The following is a 14,529-nucleotide window of genomic DNA, read 5'->3' as shown; positions in this document are numbered from 1 at the left end:
GGTCAGCTCCTTTTGCCGCGTTCGCAGCGCCTTGCCGCCTCCGTGATGGCCGAGGGATCACAGGCAAGGTTCAGGGCGGCCCGGAATTCCTTGTCGTGCAGGGCATAAGCGAGTCGTGAAAGCAGGTGCAGATGCACCTTAACCGTGGGACTGGTGATAAGGAAGAGGATGCGCACCGGGAGGCCGTCGAGGGCGCCGAAGTCGATGGGCTTTTCCAGGAAACAAAGTGTGACGGCGGGTAGCGGCTTGTTCTGCAAGAGGATTGGGTTGCGGACGTGCGGGATGGCGATGCCGTCGCCGATGGCGGTGGTGCCGAGGGCCTCGCGGGCCAAAAGCACCTGGAGCAGGAACTCCGGGTCCATCTGCGGGGGAAGCGGCAGGAGGTTCACCATGTTGCGCAGCACGGAGAGCTTGTCGTCGCCGGCTACGCCGCAGTGCACACCGCCCGCCTCGAGCGCCTGGCTGAGCGTGGGGAGCTCGACATCGGCCTGCGCCGCCTCGAACAGCTCCGGCGGCACCTTGATACCGTGCTCGGTCGCCCACTCAAGCAGGTCCACCCGGTTGATCTGGTACGTGCCCCGCACCAGGGTGGCCGGCAGTTTATCCCTCTTGATCCACTTCATGACCGTGCTCTCGTCCTGATGCAGCAGCGCGGCCACTTCCGAAGACTTCATCAACATCGGTTGCTCCCCCAAAGGTCCTGAAAACAGGGTAAGGTATAGCACCGTTAAGACAAAGATACAAGATCGTTAATCTGGAAAAACTTGAATCGAACCGACCCCTTGGGGCCATACGCGCGCGAGCGGTAAAAAGAAAGCCCCCGGATCACTCCGGGGGCTTTCTGGTGCAGCCTTTAACTCTTATTTCTTGGCGTGGTGCTCGCCGCCCGGGACGTCCTGCCCGCCGGCGCTGTGGCAGTCGCTGCAATTCGCCTTGTAGAGCTCGTCGCCGATGTCGACCGGGTGCACGAACTCACTGTGCTTGCTGCCCTCCAGGATATTCTCCTGCTTCTGGCTAAGGACGGTGTGGCACATGTTGCAGTCCTTGGAGATCACCTTGCCGGCTGCCGTCTTGTGCTTGCCATCGTGGCAGCGGAAGCAACCCGGCGTGTAGAAGTGGCCGATGTGGTTCGGGTAGGTGTTCCAGCTGACCTTCATCGCCGGGAAGAAGTTCCTGGTGTAGATGTCCTGCACCACGGTCACCGCGTGGGCGATCTCCTTGGTCTTCTGCTTGGAGACGTTCGGGTAATTCTTCGCGTAGTACTCCGGCAGGTCCTTGGCGATGGTCGCCGTGGCCTCTTCCTTATTCTTGTACGGCCTGGTGAGGATCTCGACCGCAGTCTTCTTCAGGTACGGCAGGGCGATGTCGATGCGCTTGGCGGCCAAGGCCTCGTCCATCTCCACACCCGGGGAGCGGTAGATGTGGGCCGGGCGGTTGTGGCAATCGAGGCAGTCCATGACGCGTTTCTCAGCCTTGGCGACATCCGCCTTGGAGAGCGGCTTCTCGGTATTGAAATACTCGGTGATCGAGCCGTCCTTCTCCTTGACCGCGATGTACGGGATGTCCAGACGCTGCCGGTCGGTCGCGATGTAGCGGACCTCCTGACCGATGTGCCAGTGGATCCCCTTGTTGTGCTGGCTCTTCGGTGTCCCGCCGATGTTGATCAGCATGTTGATCTCGCGGGGGGTGTTCTCCTCGTTCGGCGCATAGTGGTAGAACACCTTCTGGCGCCCGGCGTAGAACTTCTCCGGCCAGTGGCAGTGCTCGCAGGTGTCACGCGCCGGGCGGAGGTTGTCGATCGGGGTCTGGATGGTCTCAGGATAAGTGTGGAAGGCGACGGCGTAGAGCTGCCTCATCCCGGAGATCTTAGCCTTCACGTACCATGCGGCACCGGGGCCTACGTGGCACTCGACGCATTTAACCTTGGCGTGCGGGGAGTTGGCCCATGCCACGTGCTCCGGCTCCATCACCTTGTGACAGAGCTCGCCGCAGAAGGTGGTCGACTCGGTGAACTCGTAGCCTTTAAGCGAAGCTACCGAGACGATGAGGACGAAACCGATGCTGGCGACGACGAAGAAAATGAACAGATGGCGCTTATGCGCGTCGTTGAAGTCCACCTTCGGGAAGGGTTCGATCTTCTCTTCGGGGTGCCTGCGCCTTTTCTCCCGCACGATGTAGGCGCCGAGCGGGACCAAAAGCAGGCCCACGATGAGCATGCCCGGGAAAAGGAAATAGGTCATCAGACCGAGGTAAGGCTTCTCGACGCCCGTGATCCCCTCGTACGAGAGGAAGCCGATGATCAGGCTGGTCGCGGTGACGGCGAGGATCATGCCGACCAGACTGATCAGGTTCCAGGCGTAGCCGGCATACTTTCTAAGTGCCATAGTGTCGTCTCCTTGCGTGTTTTCGTATGGTTAGCGAAAATAGGGCAGAACCTTACTATCCGACATGACTTATGTCAAAAAAAACTATGTTAATGTATACGCGAATTTTTAGAACAGCTATCTACAAAAAAGTCGCAGAAATCATGCGGGAAATACCACCAGCACAAGAGTAGCCTTTATCGTTTTAAAAAACGTCGTTATACTATCAGGAGATCTAATGGTATGCAAGCTTTTACTCATGAGGAGCCAAAACCGGCTCCGGCATACCTACGACTCGTAGCCGAACTCCTTCAGCATGCGGCTGTTGTCGCTCCACTCGCCGCTCACCCGAACGAACAGTTCCAGGAAGACCTTGGCATCGAGCAGGCGTTCGATTTCCTGGCGCGACTGGGTACCGATCTTTTTGAGCATGTCCCCCCTGCGGCCGATGATGATCCCCTTCTGCGAGTCGCGCTCGACGTTGATGGTCGCCTGGATGGCGACGACGCCGTTTTCACGCTCCTTGAAACTGTCCACCACGACGGCGACCGAGTACGGGACCTCGTCATGCGTCAGCCGGAAGATCTTCTCCCTGACGATCTCGGCAACGATGAAGCGCTCCGGCACGTCGGTCAAGATGTCGTCCGGGAAATAGCAGGGCCCTTCGGGGAGCAGTCCGTGCACGAGTTGCACGAGCTGCTCGACGCCGTCGCCGGTGCTCGCCGAAACCGGGATGATCTCCTTGAAGGGGTAGGTGTCGCCGTAGATCCCCATCCGTTCCAGAAGCTCCCCTTTGGGAATCAAGTCGATCTTGTTCATGACGAGGATGACGGGCGCCTCCACGCCGGAGAGCACCTCCTTAATCATCCCCGCCTCCTTTTCCGGTTCGAAGGCACCATCGACCAGGAAGAGGATCAGGTCGACGCCCTGCACCGAGGAGAGCGCCTCATCCACCATGAACTGGTTGAGACGCGTCTTCGCGCGGTGGATCCCTGGGGTGTCGAGGAAGACGATCTGGCCGCCTGGTATGTTGTGGATGCCTTTGATCTGATTGCGGGTGGTCTGCGGCTTGTCCGAGGTGATCATGAGCTTCTCACCAAGGATGCGGTTTAACAGCGTGGATTTACCGACGTTCGGGCGTCCCACAATGGAGACGAAACCGGAACGGAACACCTGTTCAGACATGAATAGCCCTCCTGGCTCTTATTGCGAAAATTCAAAGCGGTACAACATACGGGAAAAGGTGCAGCAAGGAAAGCTCTCATTGCGTCCCGGCAGGTGTCGGGGGCACCGACACAGTATACACCGAAGCGGCGCAATGCCTAGTGCTGCGGGTGTAGGTCCGGGCGACGGGCGTAACGCACCCCGCCTTGCCACTTAAGAGAGATGAGCTCCGGGTCGAGTGCCGCGTCCTCATGAACCGAGGCGTCAACACCGTGTTGCGCGCCAAGGCGTGCGAGGTTCCCCCTCTTCTGCCCGACGAGGTCGGAAACCCTGCCGCTCGGCGCACCGAAGGAGACGCGGCTTCCGGCCGGGACACCGTCAAGGAGGGCGCACATGACGTCGAAGCAGATCTCAGAGGCGACGAGCTGCCCGAAGGCGGGATGGTAGGGGCCCGCGAGGAGCGTGCCCGGGCGCTCCAGCTCGGCCGTCGGCTGAAGCCCCATACGGATCACCGGGATACCGGCGCACGTGGCGGCGACAAGCATCTCCTTGCAGAGGGTGACCGCATCCGGGAGCGCGAGCGGTGTGTAGGCGCCGCACCGGTAACGCTCGGCAAGTTCGGTCCCCTCTATGACGAGGGTGGGATAGATGCGCAGGAAGGATGGGCGAAGGGCGAGGGCGGCGCGCAGCGTGGCAAACGAGCGCTCCCGCGTGTCGCCGGGGAGCCCGGGCATGAGCTGGATACCGACCGCGATGCCGGCTTCCTTCAGGGCCGCCACGGCAAGCTCCACCTCGGCGACCCCATGGCCGCGCCCGGAAAAAAGGAGTACCTCGGGGTCCATCGATTGGACGCCGAGTTCGACGGTGGCGACGCCCCGCTCGCGCAGAAACCGTGCCCTCCCGGCGTCCACCGCGTCGGGGCGCGTCGAAAGACGGACGGAGGCGAGGAGCCCGCACTCGAGAAGCGGCTGCAGAGGGGCGAGCAGCGCCTCCTGATCGGCCGGGGGGAGCGCCGTGAAGGTCCCGCCGTAAAAGGCGACCTCGAGGCTGCGCCCGGGGGCGCCGGCGCGGTACTCCTCGATGCGCGAGAGGAGCTCGGCCGGGGTGGGAAGGACGCCCCGCGCCCCCGCCACCTTCTCCTGATCGCAAAAGACGCAGCGGTGCGGGCACCCAAGGTGCGGGATGAAGAAAGGGACGAACAGCGGCCTCAAGGCTTCCCCTTGAGAAGCTGCATCGCGGCGCGGGCCGCGTCCTGCTCGGCCTCCTTCTTGGTGCGCCCCACCCCTTCCCCCATGAGCTCTGCGCCGATGTACACCTCGACGCTGAAGCGCCGGTCGTGGTCCGGGCCGCTCGCCTGTTTCAGCTGGTAACGCGGCAGTTCGCCGCGAAGAAGCCGGGCGCGCTCCTGCAGTTCGGTCTTGGCGTCCCGTCCGCTCAGGATCTCGGGACAGGAGAGAAGCGGCTCGAAGAGCCCGTGCACGACGGCGCGCACCGCGTCGATGCCGCCGTCGAGATAGACCGCGGCGAGAAGGGCCTCGAAGGCGTCGGCCAAAAGCGAACGCTTCTCACGCCCGCCCCCCTTCTCCTCCCCTTTGCCAAGGCGCAGCGACGCGCCGAGCTCAAGGCTCCCGGCGATGCGGGCGAGGCTCACCTCGTCCACGAGCGCCGCGCGCATCTTGGTGAGTTCCCCTTCCCTGCTTTGCGGGAAACGCGCAAGCAGCAGGTCCGAGAGGAGAAAATCAAGCACGGCGTCGCCGAAAAACTCCAGGCGCTGGTTGTCCTTGCCGCCAGCCTCGTTCACGTAGGTGCGGTGGGTGAGCGCCTCTTCCAGAAGTTCGCGCGTGGCGAACCGGTAGTTCAGCCGCTCTTCTACTCTTTGCATCTTGTCTTCCCGTATCTCGCTCATGATAAAGCCCACGTTTCTCCTTAATTTGAGGCAACTATAGTCAAAGGTCTTCGGCATGGCAATAAGGTTCTATGCGCGTGACTCAGGCGGGGTGCTGGACCGGCGCCGGCAACGGTCACACCAAGTCCGCGCCAGAGGCGGCAGGAAGCGGCGCAAAGCGGCTCGGGAAGGGCATTTAAATCTTGCATAATGATCACCCCTCCCATATAATTCAGTGATTTTATAAGAGATCATGAGACCGGTGACATGGGCTTTTTCATTACATTTGAAGGCGTTGAAGGGTGCGGTAAAACGACCCAACTGAGGCTCCTGAAGGAGCGTCTCCAGGCTGCGGGAGAGAAGGTGGTCGCGACGCGCGAACCGGGCGGCTGTCCGATCGCGGACCAGATGCGCGCCATCCTGCTCGATGCCAAGAACAGCGCCATCACCCCGCTTGCCGAACTCCTTCTTTACGCGGCGGCGCGTGCGCAGCACGTTCAAGAGGTGATCGCCCCGGCGCTTAAGCGCGGCGAGACGGTCCTTTGCGACCGTTTCACCGACGCGACGCTCGCCTACCAGGGGCATGGGCGTGAGCTCGACCTCACCGTGATCGGGCAGTTGAACGGTCTCGCGACGGCCGGCGTGCAGCCGGCGCTCACCGTGCTCATCGACTGCCCGGTGGAGATCGGGCTTGCCCGCGCGCTCTCCCGCATCGAGGCCACCACCGGTGCGCGCGAGGAGCGCTTCGAGCTGGAATCGGTGCGTTTCCACGAGCGGGTGCGCGCGGGGTACCTCGCCTTGGCCGCCGCGCAGCCCGAGCGTTTCGTGATCGTGGACGGCTCCGGCGACGTGGCCGCCACCGAGAAACGGATGCTGGCCGCGCTGGCCAAGCGCCTTCCCGCGGCAACCCAAGCGGCGCTCGGGGCGTAGCCGATGCCCTTTTCCGAGATCATAGGGCAGGACCGGGCCATCTCGGTGCTGAAACGCTCCATCGCACTGGATCGGGTGGCGCACGCCTACCTCTTCTCCGGCATCGAGGGATGCGGCAAGAAAAGGACGGCCCTTGCCATGGTGCAGGCCGTCTTCTGCGGCAAGGAGGACGCCTGCGGCGTCTGCCCCTCCTGCAGGAAGATCGCGAACGGCCAGCACCCTGACCTCCATATCCTGGAGCCGGACGGCGCCTTCATAAAGATCGACCAGATCCGCGAGCTGCAAAAGGAACTCGCCTACCGCCCCTTCGAAGCGCCCAAGAAGGCGTGCATCATCGACGGGGCCGAGAAGCTGAACCTCTCTTCGGGGAACGCCCTTTTGAAGACCCTGGAGGAGCCGCCGGGCAACGCGCTGATGATCCTCATCACCGCCGAGCGCTCCGCGGTCCTGCAGACGATACTCTCCCGCTGCCAGACGCTCGACTTCCAGCCGTTGCCGGCCGAAATGGTCGAGGCGCGGCTTTTGCGCGAGCAGTTCCCGGCCGAAGCCGCCCGCGTCGCCGCCTCACTTTCCGGCGGCAGCCTGAAGCGTGCTGTGGAAGTCGCTACCGACGGCGTGCTCGAGGGACGGGTGAACTTCCTGGAGCGGGTGCTTGCGCTGAACTTGAAAGACGTGAACGCGCTTTTTGCCGCGGCGGAGGAGTTCGCCGCCGACAAGGAGGGGCTCCCGGGTTTTCTCGAGCTGCTCCTCTCTTTTCTGCGTGACGTGCTCATCTACCGCTCCACCCCGGAGGCGCTTGCCAATTCGGACCTCGCGCACCTGGTGGCCCGTGAGGCGGAGCGCAGCCCGCAGCAGCGCATCATCGACCTGATCGAGCAGCTGGTCGCCACGCGCCGGATGCTCGTTCGCAACGTGAACGCGAGGCTCGCCCTCGAGGTCTTCTTCATGCGCCTGGCGGAGCGGTAAAGCCGCCTCGCGCTTCCCTGCAGCACCGACACAAACCACAGGTTGATCAGACCTGTTTTCTCTTTGGAGGCATTTTTGGCACAGATCGTAAGGATTCAATTCACCACCGCTGGAAAGCTCTACGACTTCAGCGCCGGCAAGACCACCGTCAAGCCGGGTGACCGCGTCATCGTGGAGACCGAACGTGGTAAAAGCATAGGCCAGGTCGTCGCCGGCCCCATCGACGTGGAGGACTCGCTCGTCCCGGAGGGGATCAAGCCGTTACAGCGCCTGGCCGACCTCGCCGACCTCGCGACCCTCGCCGCCAACACGGCGAAGGAGAAGGAGGCGCACAAGTTCTGCCTCTCCCGCATCAAGGAACGTGGCATGGACATGAAGCTCGTCCGGGTCGAGTACCTCTTCGACGGCTCCAAGGCGATCTTCTACTTCACCGCCGACGGCCGCGTCGACTTCCGCGAACTGGTGAAGGACCTGGCCCACGCCTTCCACACGAGAATCGAGATGCGCCAGATCGGCGTCAGGGACGAATCGAAGATGGTCGGCGGCATCGGCATCTGCGGCCGCGAGCTCTGCTGCTCCTCGTACCTCAGGGAGTTCGAGCCGGTATCGGTGAAGATGGCAAAAGAGCAGAACCTGGCCCTCAACCCGAGCAAGATCTCAGGGCAGTGCGGCAGGCTCTTGTGCTGCCTCTCCTACGAGTTCGAGACCTACTGCAACCTGAGAAAGGGACTCCCGAAGTGCGGCAAGCGCGTGCAGTGCGGCTGCGTCGACGGCGAGGTGGTGAAGGTCAACGTACTGGACCAGACGGTAACGCTTAAGACCACGGACGACTCGCTGGTCATCCTAAAGGGGGAGGAGATCGCGCCGGAGAACGTGAGCGACCGCGTGAAGAAACCACCGCAGCAAAAAGGTGAGCAGCAGGGGGGCGACAAGGGCAAGGCCCAGGGGCCCGGCAAGCAGCGCCGCAATCGGCCCGTCGACGTCAAGGAAAGAAAAAAGGAGAAACCACAATGAAACCGGCTTTTTACGTCACCACCCCCATCTACTACGTAAATGACGTCCCGCATATAGGGCACGCTTACACCACCTTGGCCGCGGACGTGCTGGCTCGCTACAAGCGGCTCAAGGGGTTTGACGTCTTCTTTCTGACCGGCACCGACGAGCACGGCCAGAAGGTCGAGAAGGCCGCCAACGCCGCGGGCGAGACTCCGCTCGAGCTCGCCGACCGCGTCATGAAGCGCTTCCAGTCGCTGTGGGAGAAGCTGGAGATCTCCAACACCGACTTCATCCGCACGACGCAGGAGCGCCACAAGAAAGGGGTGTCCGTCCTCTTCGAGCGGGTCATGGAGAAAGGCGACATCTACCTCGGCGAGTACGAGGACTGGTACTGCACCCCGTGCGAGACCTTCTGGACCGAGACCCAACTCATCGACTACAAGTGCCCGGACTGCAACCGTCCCACCGAAAAGCTGAAGGAGGAGTCCTACTTCTTTAGGATGAGCAAGTACCAGGACCAGCTGCTCGCCCACATCGAGGCGAACCCGGATTTCATCCAGCCCAAGAGCCGCAGAAACGAGATCATCTCCTTCGTGAAGGAGGGGCTTCGCGACCTCTCGGTCTCCCGCACCACCTTCCAGTGGGGCATCCCGGTCCCGGGCAACGACAAGCACGTGGTCTACGTCTGGTTCGACGCGCTCACGAACTACATCACCGCACTCGGCTACCCCGAGGAAGGGGGCGACTTCGAGAAGTACTGGCCCTGCGACGTGCACCTGATCGGCAAGGACATCCTGAGGTTCCACACCGTCTACTGGCCCACCTTCCTGATGGCCGCCGGCCTCCCGATCCCGAGTAAGGTCTTCGCCCACGGCTGGTGGACCGTCGAGGGGCAGAAGATGAGCAAGAGCCTGCAGAACGTGGTCGAGCCGAACATGCTGATCGACAAGTACGGCGTGGACGCGGTGCGCTACTTCCTGCTGCGCGAGGTTCCCTTCGGTCTCGACGGCGACTTCTCGCACCAGGCGCTCATCCACCGCATCAACTCCGACCTCGCCAACGACCTCGGGAACCTCTTGAACCGCTCCACCGCGATGCTCGGCAAGTATTTCGGCGGCGTTTTGCAGACCCCGGGCGAGGAGAGCGAGCTGGACAAGGCGTACCGCGAGAAGACCGTGGCGATGATCGGGCAGGTGGACGGCTTCATCGACGAGCTCGCCTTCAGCCGCGCGCTGCAGGCGATCTGGGAAGTGATCTCCGCCGGCAACAAGTACATCGACGAGACCGCCCCGTGGACCCTAGCAAAGGACCCGGAAAAGCGCGAGCGTCTCTCCACGGTCATGTACTACATGCTCGAGAGCCAGAGGATCGTGTACACGCTTCTCTCCGCGTTCATGCCGAAGACGGCGCAGAAGGGGCTTTCCTGCCTCGTCGGCTCGGACGAGGCGACAGCCGAGGGGCTTGCCTGGGGCGGGCTGAAACCCGGCACCGCCATCGCCAAAGCAGAGGCACTCTTCCCGAGGATCGAGGAAAAGGCGGAGTAGGAGAGACAGTTGACAATGGGCAGTTGACAATTGACAACTCAAAACAGAAAGAAAAAGGCGCTTCACACATTTCGCGTGAAGCGCCTTTTTCATTGTCGCCTTCTCTTCTGCCGTCCCACTCACTGCCTTACGGCTTACAACCGTCAATCGTCAATTGTAGATTTTCAATTGACTGGGTCGCAGCTCGCCGGGAGCGAACATGAAGAAGAAACGGAGGATGCAGTACTTGTAGAACTCGGAGAAAAGGAGCTTGAAACTCCCGGAGTGGCTCCACCACTCTTCCTTTAGGTTGCTCGAATCAACCGGGTGCGGGTAGATCGCGACGTCCTTTGGAAGCGCGTTCCGAAAAAGGATCGTGGAGCGCTTCATGTGGTAGCGCGAGGTGATCAGCTTTATCGACTTCACCTCGTACTTCATGATGAGGTCGCGCGCGTAGATGGCGTTCTCTAGGGTGTTGCGTGAGGACTGCTCCAGGTAGACGTTCCCGGCCCCTTCCCCCTTGTACAGCTCCCGCTTCTTGACCGACGGGTCGACGCCGATCAGAAAGAGTTTCTTCCCCTGCCCCGCCCGGTACAGCCGCACCCCTTCCTCGACGCGGCCGCGCCCGCCGGTCAGGACCACGATGGCGTCCGCCTTCACATCACGCGGCGCAAGGGAGAAGGTCTTGTACACGAAGTCCACGAACAACACACTCAAAACGATCAGTATCAACACTATGAGGGAGACTATCCCCTTCAATAAAGCCATGATTTAGCACCCGAAAAAACGACAAGCCGCCAACTTTTTGCTTGCATCGGCGGCGCGATTCTGTTAATAGTTACGACTTCAGTAATCACCGGAGGGTACAAAGAATGTCCAGAATATGCGAGATTTGCGGTAAAGGCCCTAGCTTCGGGAACAACGTTAGCCACGCCAACAACAAGACCAGCAAAATTTGGCGCCCGAACCTGCAGAAGATCAAGGCCGTGAAAAACGGTACCGTCAGGAGCATCAAGGTCTGCACCCGCTGCATCCGCTCCGGTCACGTCACCAAGGCTCTCTAGAAGATCTTCCGCACAGTCCCTAAAGCCGCGGCGCATCATGCGCCAGCGGCTTTATTTTTGTCCGCATCCCGTTAGCGGCAAAGCGCGGTGACTTCGATCTCCACCAGGACGCCACGCGGCAGCCCCTTCACCTCCACGGTGCTGCGGGCCGGCGCTGCTTCCTGGAAATAGCCGCCGTAGATGCCGTTCACCGTGGCGAAATCCGCCATGCTGGCCAGGTAGATGGTGGTCTTCACGACGTCCTGAAAACCGAGCCCAGCGGCCGACAAAAGCGCCCCGATGTTCTTCATCACCTGCTCAGTCTCGGCCACGATGCCACCCTGCACGACCTCGCCGGTCGCCGGGTCGAGCGCGATCGCGCCGGAGAGAAAGAGAAAGCCCCCCGCCTTCACACCCTGGGAGTAAGGCCCGATCGCCTTGGGCGCATTTTCCGTGCTGATAATTTCCTTCATGCCTTCCTCCTTCACCGTTTCTTTTACTGCTAACTCTTAAGCCGCTCCACCTTGATGACCCCTTTCACCTTCATGATGGCGGCGAACACCTTTTTCAGGTGATCGAGGTCGGTCACGTCGACCTCGAAGAGGTTTTCCCCGCGCTTGTCGAGGGTGCTCTGGATCGAGGCGCTCGAGATGTTCGCCTCGCAGTTGGTGATTGCGGTCGCGATGTTGGCGAGGATCCCCTTCTCGTCGTTGCACACAACGCGGATCTTCACCGGCAGCGCGCTCTTCTTGCCCTTGTTCCACGCGACCTCGATGCGCCGCTCGGGCTCGAGGGCCATGGCGAAGGGGCAGTCCGCGGTGTGCACGGTTACGCCGCGCCCGCGGGTGATGAAGCCGGTTATCTCGTCGCCGGGAAGCGGGTTGCAGCACTTGCCGAAACGCACCAGGACGTCCTCGACGCCGTTGATCTGGATGGCGGAGGAGGATTTCCCCTTCAAGGCACCGATCACCTTGCCGATGCGGGTTTCCTTCTGCTCCTTGGCCGCCTCGATCTTGTCGGCGGGGAGGAGTTTGCCGAGCAGCTGGTTCGCGGAGAGCTTGCCGTAGCCGACCGAGGCCATCAGGTCGTCCTCGGTCTGGAAGCCGAACTCCTGTGCGACCTTCTTCAACTCGCCGTTTTTTTGCAGCTTGCCGAGGTTCAGGGAGTAGCGGCGGAAGTCCTTCTCACAGATCTCGCGCCCGAGCGTGATGCTCCTTAAGCGCTCCTCGGTCTTCACCCACGCCCGGATCTTGTTGCGCGCCCTCGAGCTCTTGACGATCTTCAGCCAGTCCTTGCTCGGGGTGTGGTGCGGGGAGGTGATCACCTCGACGATGTCGCCGGTCTTCAGTTCGTACTTTAGCGGCACGAGCTTGCCGTTCACCTTGGCGCCGACGCAGCGATGCCCCACGTCGGTGTGCACCGAGTATGCGAAGTCGATCGGCGTCGACCCCTTCGGGAACCCTTTCACGTCACCCTTGGGCGTGAAGATGAAGACGTCCTCCGGGAAGAGCTCGACCTTCACCGTGTCCATGAACTCCTTGGAATCGGCGAGTTCCTGCTGCCACTCAAGTAGCTGCCGGATCCAGGTGAAGTGACGGACCTCCTTCTCGTCGTACCCCTTCCCTTCCTTGTACTTCCAGTGCGCCGCGATGCCGCTCTCGGCGACCCGGTGCATGTCGGCGGTGCGGATCTGCACCTCCATCCGCTCGCCGTAGGGGCCGATCACCGTCGTGTGCAGCGACTGGTACATGTTCCCCTTGGGCATCGCGATGTAGTCCTTGAAGCGGCCGGGGATCGGTTTCCAGGTGGAATGGATGATGCCGAGCACCTCGTAGCACTCGCGGATGTCGTCCACCGAGACGCGGATCGCGATCAGGTCGTAGATCTCGTCGATGTCGACGTTCCTGCTCTGCATCTTGCGGTAGATGGAGTAGAGGTGCTTGGAGCGCCCGGAGACGTCCCCCTTGATGCCGTGCTCCTCGAGCTGCTTCTTGATGATCTCCTTCACCGTGGAGACGTAGGACTCGCGCTCCTGCTTCTTCTTGGCGACCTTGGAGGCGAGATCGTAGTAAAGCTGCGGCTCCAGGTATCGGAACGAGAGATCCTCGAGTTCCCCCTTCACCCAGGAGATGCCGAGCCGGTTCGCGATCGGGGCGTAGATGTCCAGCGTCTCCCGCGCGATGGTGCGCTGCTTCGGTTCGGGCTGGTACTGCAGGGTGCGCATGTTGTGCAGGCGGTCGGCGAGCTTCACCAGGATGACCCGGATGTCGTTGGCCATGGCAAGGAGCATCTTGCGGAAGTTCTCCGCCTGGCTCTCTTCCTTGGTCTTGAAGTGGATCTTGCCGATCTTCGTCACCCCGTCGACGAGCCGTGCCACCTCCTCGCCGAAGAGCGATTCCAGCTCCTCGTGGGTGGTCAGGGTGTCCTCGACGGTATCGTGCAGAAGGCCGGTCACCACGGCGGCAAGGTCGAGCCTCAGGTCGGCCAGGATCCCCGCCACCTCCATCGGGTGGATCAGGTACGGCTCACCGGAGAGGCGCGTCTGCCCCTGGTGCACCTTGGCGCAGAAGACATAGGCCTTGCGCAAAAGGTCCAGGTTCGCACCCGGGTTGTAGGCGGAAACCTTATCGAGTATGTCGTTCAGTCGTATCATCGCGTCCGTTTTAACTGAAAAAGAAGGGGCTAACAGCCCGGGGCCACATTCCCCGTGAGCCGATAGCCCCTGCAGGTTCAAAAAAGGGGGACCGCTTCGCGCGACTCCCCCTCCGATCTACTAACGACCCTTCTTGCCGATCTCACAGCCGATCTTGCCGGCGGCGATTTCCCTCAGGGAGACGACCACGTTCTTGTTGGCGCCCCTGTTGTCGATGAGCGGCTTCGCGCCTTTGAAAAGCTGCTTCACTCTCTTGGAGGCGAGCATGACCAGGAGGAAGCGGTTGTCCACCTTCTCAAGGCAATCTTCTACGGTAACCCTTGCCATAAATGAAATCCCCTTTGTGATTTTACGTAGCTTCTAGATCGAGAAGAGCCTGGAAAGTCCCTGCAGAAGACGGGTGGTGCGGCACTGTTCGGCTACCAGCACGCTTTTAAGCTGTTCCAGGGCCTCGGTGAACTTGTCGTTGACGATGATGTAGTCGTACCAGCGCGCTTCCTTGATCTCACCAGCGGCGTTGTTTATACGGCGCTCGATGACTTCCGGAGAGTCGGAGGAGCGATTGTCCAGGCGGCGCCTGAGCTCCTCGATGCTGGGCGGGAGTATGAAGATGTAGACCCCGCTTTCGAAACGCCCCTTGAGCTGCCGCGCACCCTGGCAGTCGATGTCGAGGATCAGGTCGATCCCCTCGGAGCGGGATTCCTTGAGGGTGGCGAGCGACGTGCCGTAGAAATTGCCGTGGACCTCGGCCCACTCGGCAAACTCCCCCTCCTGCACCATCCGGTCGAACTCTTCCTTGCCCACAAAAAAATAATCACGCCCGTGCACCTCGCCGTTTCGGGGAGGGCGCGTCGTGTAGCTGACAGAATGCCGCAAGTTGGGGAATATGTCAATTATTTCCTTGCAGAGCGAGGTCTTACCCGCCCCCGAAGGAGCCGAAATCACGTACAGCACGCCTTCACGTTTCATCGTTTCACCCGTTCTCAATGTCGGATTCCGCTACACA

At 61.4% G+C, this 14,529-nt stretch carries 15 protein-coding genes; 5 read left to right on the top strand and 10 right to left on the bottom strand.

The window, feature by feature from the left end:
* Positions 1-2: 2 nt before the first annotated feature.
* From E4633_RS12880 to rnc, 5 genes are all read right to left on the bottom strand, one after another.
* On the bottom strand, positions 3-680 hold the full coding sequence (locus tag E4633_RS12880) for a PTS sugar transporter subunit IIA (protein WP_135870672.1): 678 nt from the start codon (positions 678-680) through the stop codon (positions 3-5).
* 180 nt (positions 681-860) lie between these two features.
* The gene (locus E4633_RS12875; protein WP_135870671.1) at positions 861-2,384 is read right to left on the bottom strand and encodes a cytochrome c3 family protein; all 1,524 of its coding nucleotides are present in this window, start codon (positions 2,382-2,384) and stop codon (positions 861-863) included.
* A gap of 267 nt (positions 2,385-2,651) precedes the next feature.
* Positions 2,652-3,548 carry a GTPase Era gene (era, locus tag E4633_RS12870; protein WP_135870670.1) on the bottom strand — a complete coding sequence of 299 codons (897 nt, stop codon included), beginning with the start codon at positions 3,546-3,548 and terminating at the stop codon, positions 2,652-2,654.
* 137 nt (positions 3,549-3,685) lie between these two features.
* Positions 3,686-4,738, bottom strand: coding sequence for an elongator complex protein 3 (locus E4633_RS12865; RefSeq protein ID WP_135870669.1), 1,053 nt, complete (start codon positions 4,736-4,738; stop codon positions 3,686-3,688).
* Complete coding sequence (rnc, locus tag E4633_RS12860) at positions 4,735-5,433, bottom strand: ribonuclease III (RefSeq protein ID WP_135870668.1); 699 nt, start codon at positions 5,431-5,433, stop codon at positions 4,735-4,737. The genes E4633_RS12865 and rnc overlap by 4 nt, the downstream gene beginning before the upstream one ends.
* Before the next feature lie 246 nt (positions 5,434-5,679).
* Here rnc and tmk point away from each other — a divergent pair, with 246 nt between their 5' ends.
* From tmk to metG, 4 genes are all read left to right on the top strand, one after another.
* Complete coding sequence (gene tmk / locus E4633_RS12855; RefSeq protein WP_135870667.1) at positions 5,680-6,342, top strand: dTMP kinase; 663 nt, start codon at positions 5,680-5,682, stop codon at positions 6,340-6,342.
* Between the two features lie 3 nt (positions 6,343-6,345).
* Positions 6,346-7,308 carry a DNA polymerase III subunit delta' gene (gene holB, locus E4633_RS12850; protein ID WP_135870666.1) on the top strand — a complete coding sequence of 321 codons (963 nt, stop codon included), beginning with the start codon at positions 6,346-6,348 and terminating at the stop codon, positions 7,306-7,308.
* Between the two features lie 75 nt (positions 7,309-7,383).
* On the top strand, positions 7,384-8,322 hold the full coding sequence (locus tag E4633_RS12845; protein WP_135870665.1) for a PSP1 domain-containing protein: 939 nt from the start codon (positions 7,384-7,386) through the stop codon (positions 8,320-8,322).
* Entirely contained in the window at positions 8,319-9,848 is a 1,530-nt protein-coding gene (metG, locus tag E4633_RS12840; protein WP_135870664.1) for a methionine--tRNA ligase, read from the top strand. The genes E4633_RS12845 and metG overlap by 4 nt, the downstream gene beginning before the upstream one ends.
* A gap of 150 nt (positions 9,849-9,998) precedes the next feature.
* On the opposite strand, the gene E4633_RS12835 is transcribed toward metG, so the two are convergent.
* On the bottom strand, positions 9,999-10,595 hold the full coding sequence (locus E4633_RS12835) for a YdcF family protein (protein WP_135870663.1): 597 nt from the start codon (positions 10,593-10,595) through the stop codon (positions 9,999-10,001).
* Positions 10,596-10,699: 104 nt separating this feature from the next.
* On the opposite strand from E4633_RS12835, the gene rpmB reads away from it, so the two are divergent.
* A complete protein-coding gene (rpmB, locus tag E4633_RS12830; RefSeq protein ID WP_012531640.1) occupies positions 10,700-10,891 on the top strand; it encodes a 50S ribosomal protein L28 in 192 nt (63 codons plus the stop codon).
* 71 nt (positions 10,892-10,962) lie between these two features.
* On the opposite strand, the gene E4633_RS12825 is transcribed toward rpmB, so the two are convergent.
* The 4 genes from E4633_RS12825 to gmk all read right to left on the bottom strand — a co-directional run bounded on the left by E4633_RS12825 (position 10,963) and on the right by gmk (position 14,492).
* On the bottom strand, positions 10,963-11,343 hold the full coding sequence (locus E4633_RS12825; protein ID WP_135870662.1) for a RidA family protein: 381 nt from the start codon (positions 11,341-11,343) through the stop codon (positions 10,963-10,965).
* A gap of 29 nt (positions 11,344-11,372) precedes the next feature.
* Positions 11,373-13,523: a RelA/SpoT family protein gene (locus E4633_RS12820; RefSeq protein WP_135870661.1), complete on the bottom strand. Its 2,151-nt coding sequence runs from the start codon at positions 13,521-13,523 to the stop codon at positions 11,373-11,375.
* 120 nt (positions 13,524-13,643) lie between these two features.
* The gene (gene rpoZ, locus E4633_RS12815; RefSeq protein ID WP_085813544.1) at positions 13,644-13,850 is read right to left on the bottom strand and encodes a DNA-directed RNA polymerase subunit omega; all 207 of its coding nucleotides are present in this window, start codon (positions 13,848-13,850) and stop codon (positions 13,644-13,646) included.
* Positions 13,851-13,883: 33 nt separating this feature from the next.
* On the bottom strand, positions 13,884-14,492 hold the full coding sequence (gene gmk / locus E4633_RS12810) for a guanylate kinase (RefSeq protein ID WP_135870660.1): 609 nt from the start codon (positions 14,490-14,492) through the stop codon (positions 13,884-13,886).
* Between the last annotated feature and the right edge of the window lie 37 nt (positions 14,493-14,529).

This window comes from Geomonas terrae, assembly GCF_004791675.1.
Taxonomy (GTDB): domain Bacteria; phylum Desulfobacterota; class Desulfuromonadia; order Geobacterales; family Geobacteraceae; genus Geomonas; species Geomonas edaphica.
Note: the sequence above shows the minus strand (reverse complement) of the source record. Positions and strands in the feature narration are given on the sequence as shown.

What these genes read in the sequence shown, in the direction of transcription:
- metG (WP_135870664.1), top strand. Translation starts at nt 8,319, where the DNA reads ATGAAACCGGCTTTTTACGTCACCACCCCCATCTACTACGTAAATGAC.
- E4633_RS12835 (WP_135870663.1), bottom strand. Translation starts at nt 10,595, where the DNA reads ATGGCTTTATTGAAGGGGATAGTCTCCCTCATAGTGTTGATACTGATC.
- gmk (WP_135870660.1), bottom strand. Translation starts at nt 14,492, where the DNA reads ATGAAACGTGAAGGCGTGCTGTACGTGATTTCGGCTCCTTCGGGGGCG.
- era (WP_135870670.1), bottom strand. Translation starts at nt 3,548, where the DNA reads ATGTCTGAACAGGTGTTCCGTTCCGGTTTCGTCTCCATTGTGGGACGC.
- E4633_RS12880 (WP_135870672.1), bottom strand. Translation starts at nt 680, where the DNA reads ATGTTGATGAAGTCTTCGGAAGTGGCCGCGCTGCTGCATCAGGACGAG.
- rpmB (WP_012531640.1), top strand. Translation starts at nt 10,700, where the DNA reads ATGTCCAGAATATGCGAGATTTGCGGTAAAGGCCCTAGCTTCGGGAAC.
- E4633_RS12820 (WP_135870661.1), bottom strand. Translation starts at nt 13,523, where the DNA reads ATGATACGACTGAACGACATACTCGATAAGGTTTCCGCCTACAACCCG.
- rpoZ (WP_085813544.1), bottom strand. Translation starts at nt 13,850, where the DNA reads ATGGCAAGGGTTACCGTAGAAGATTGCCTTGAGAAGGTGGACAACCGC.
- tmk (WP_135870667.1), top strand. Translation starts at nt 5,680, where the DNA reads ATGGGCTTTTTCATTACATTTGAAGGCGTTGAAGGGTGCGGTAAAACG.
- rnc (WP_135870668.1), bottom strand. Translation starts at nt 5,433, where the DNA reads ATGAGCGAGATACGGGAAGACAAGATGCAAAGAGTAGAAGAGCGGCTG.
- holB (WP_135870666.1), top strand. Translation starts at nt 6,346, where the DNA reads ATGCCCTTTTCCGAGATCATAGGGCAGGACCGGGCCATCTCGGTGCTG.
- E4633_RS12875 (WP_135870671.1), bottom strand. Translation starts at nt 2,384, where the DNA reads ATGGCACTTAGAAAGTATGCCGGCTACGCCTGGAACCTGATCAGTCTG.
- E4633_RS12825 (WP_135870662.1), bottom strand. Translation starts at nt 11,343, where the DNA reads ATGAAGGAAATTATCAGCACGGAAAATGCGCCCAAGGCGATCGGGCCT.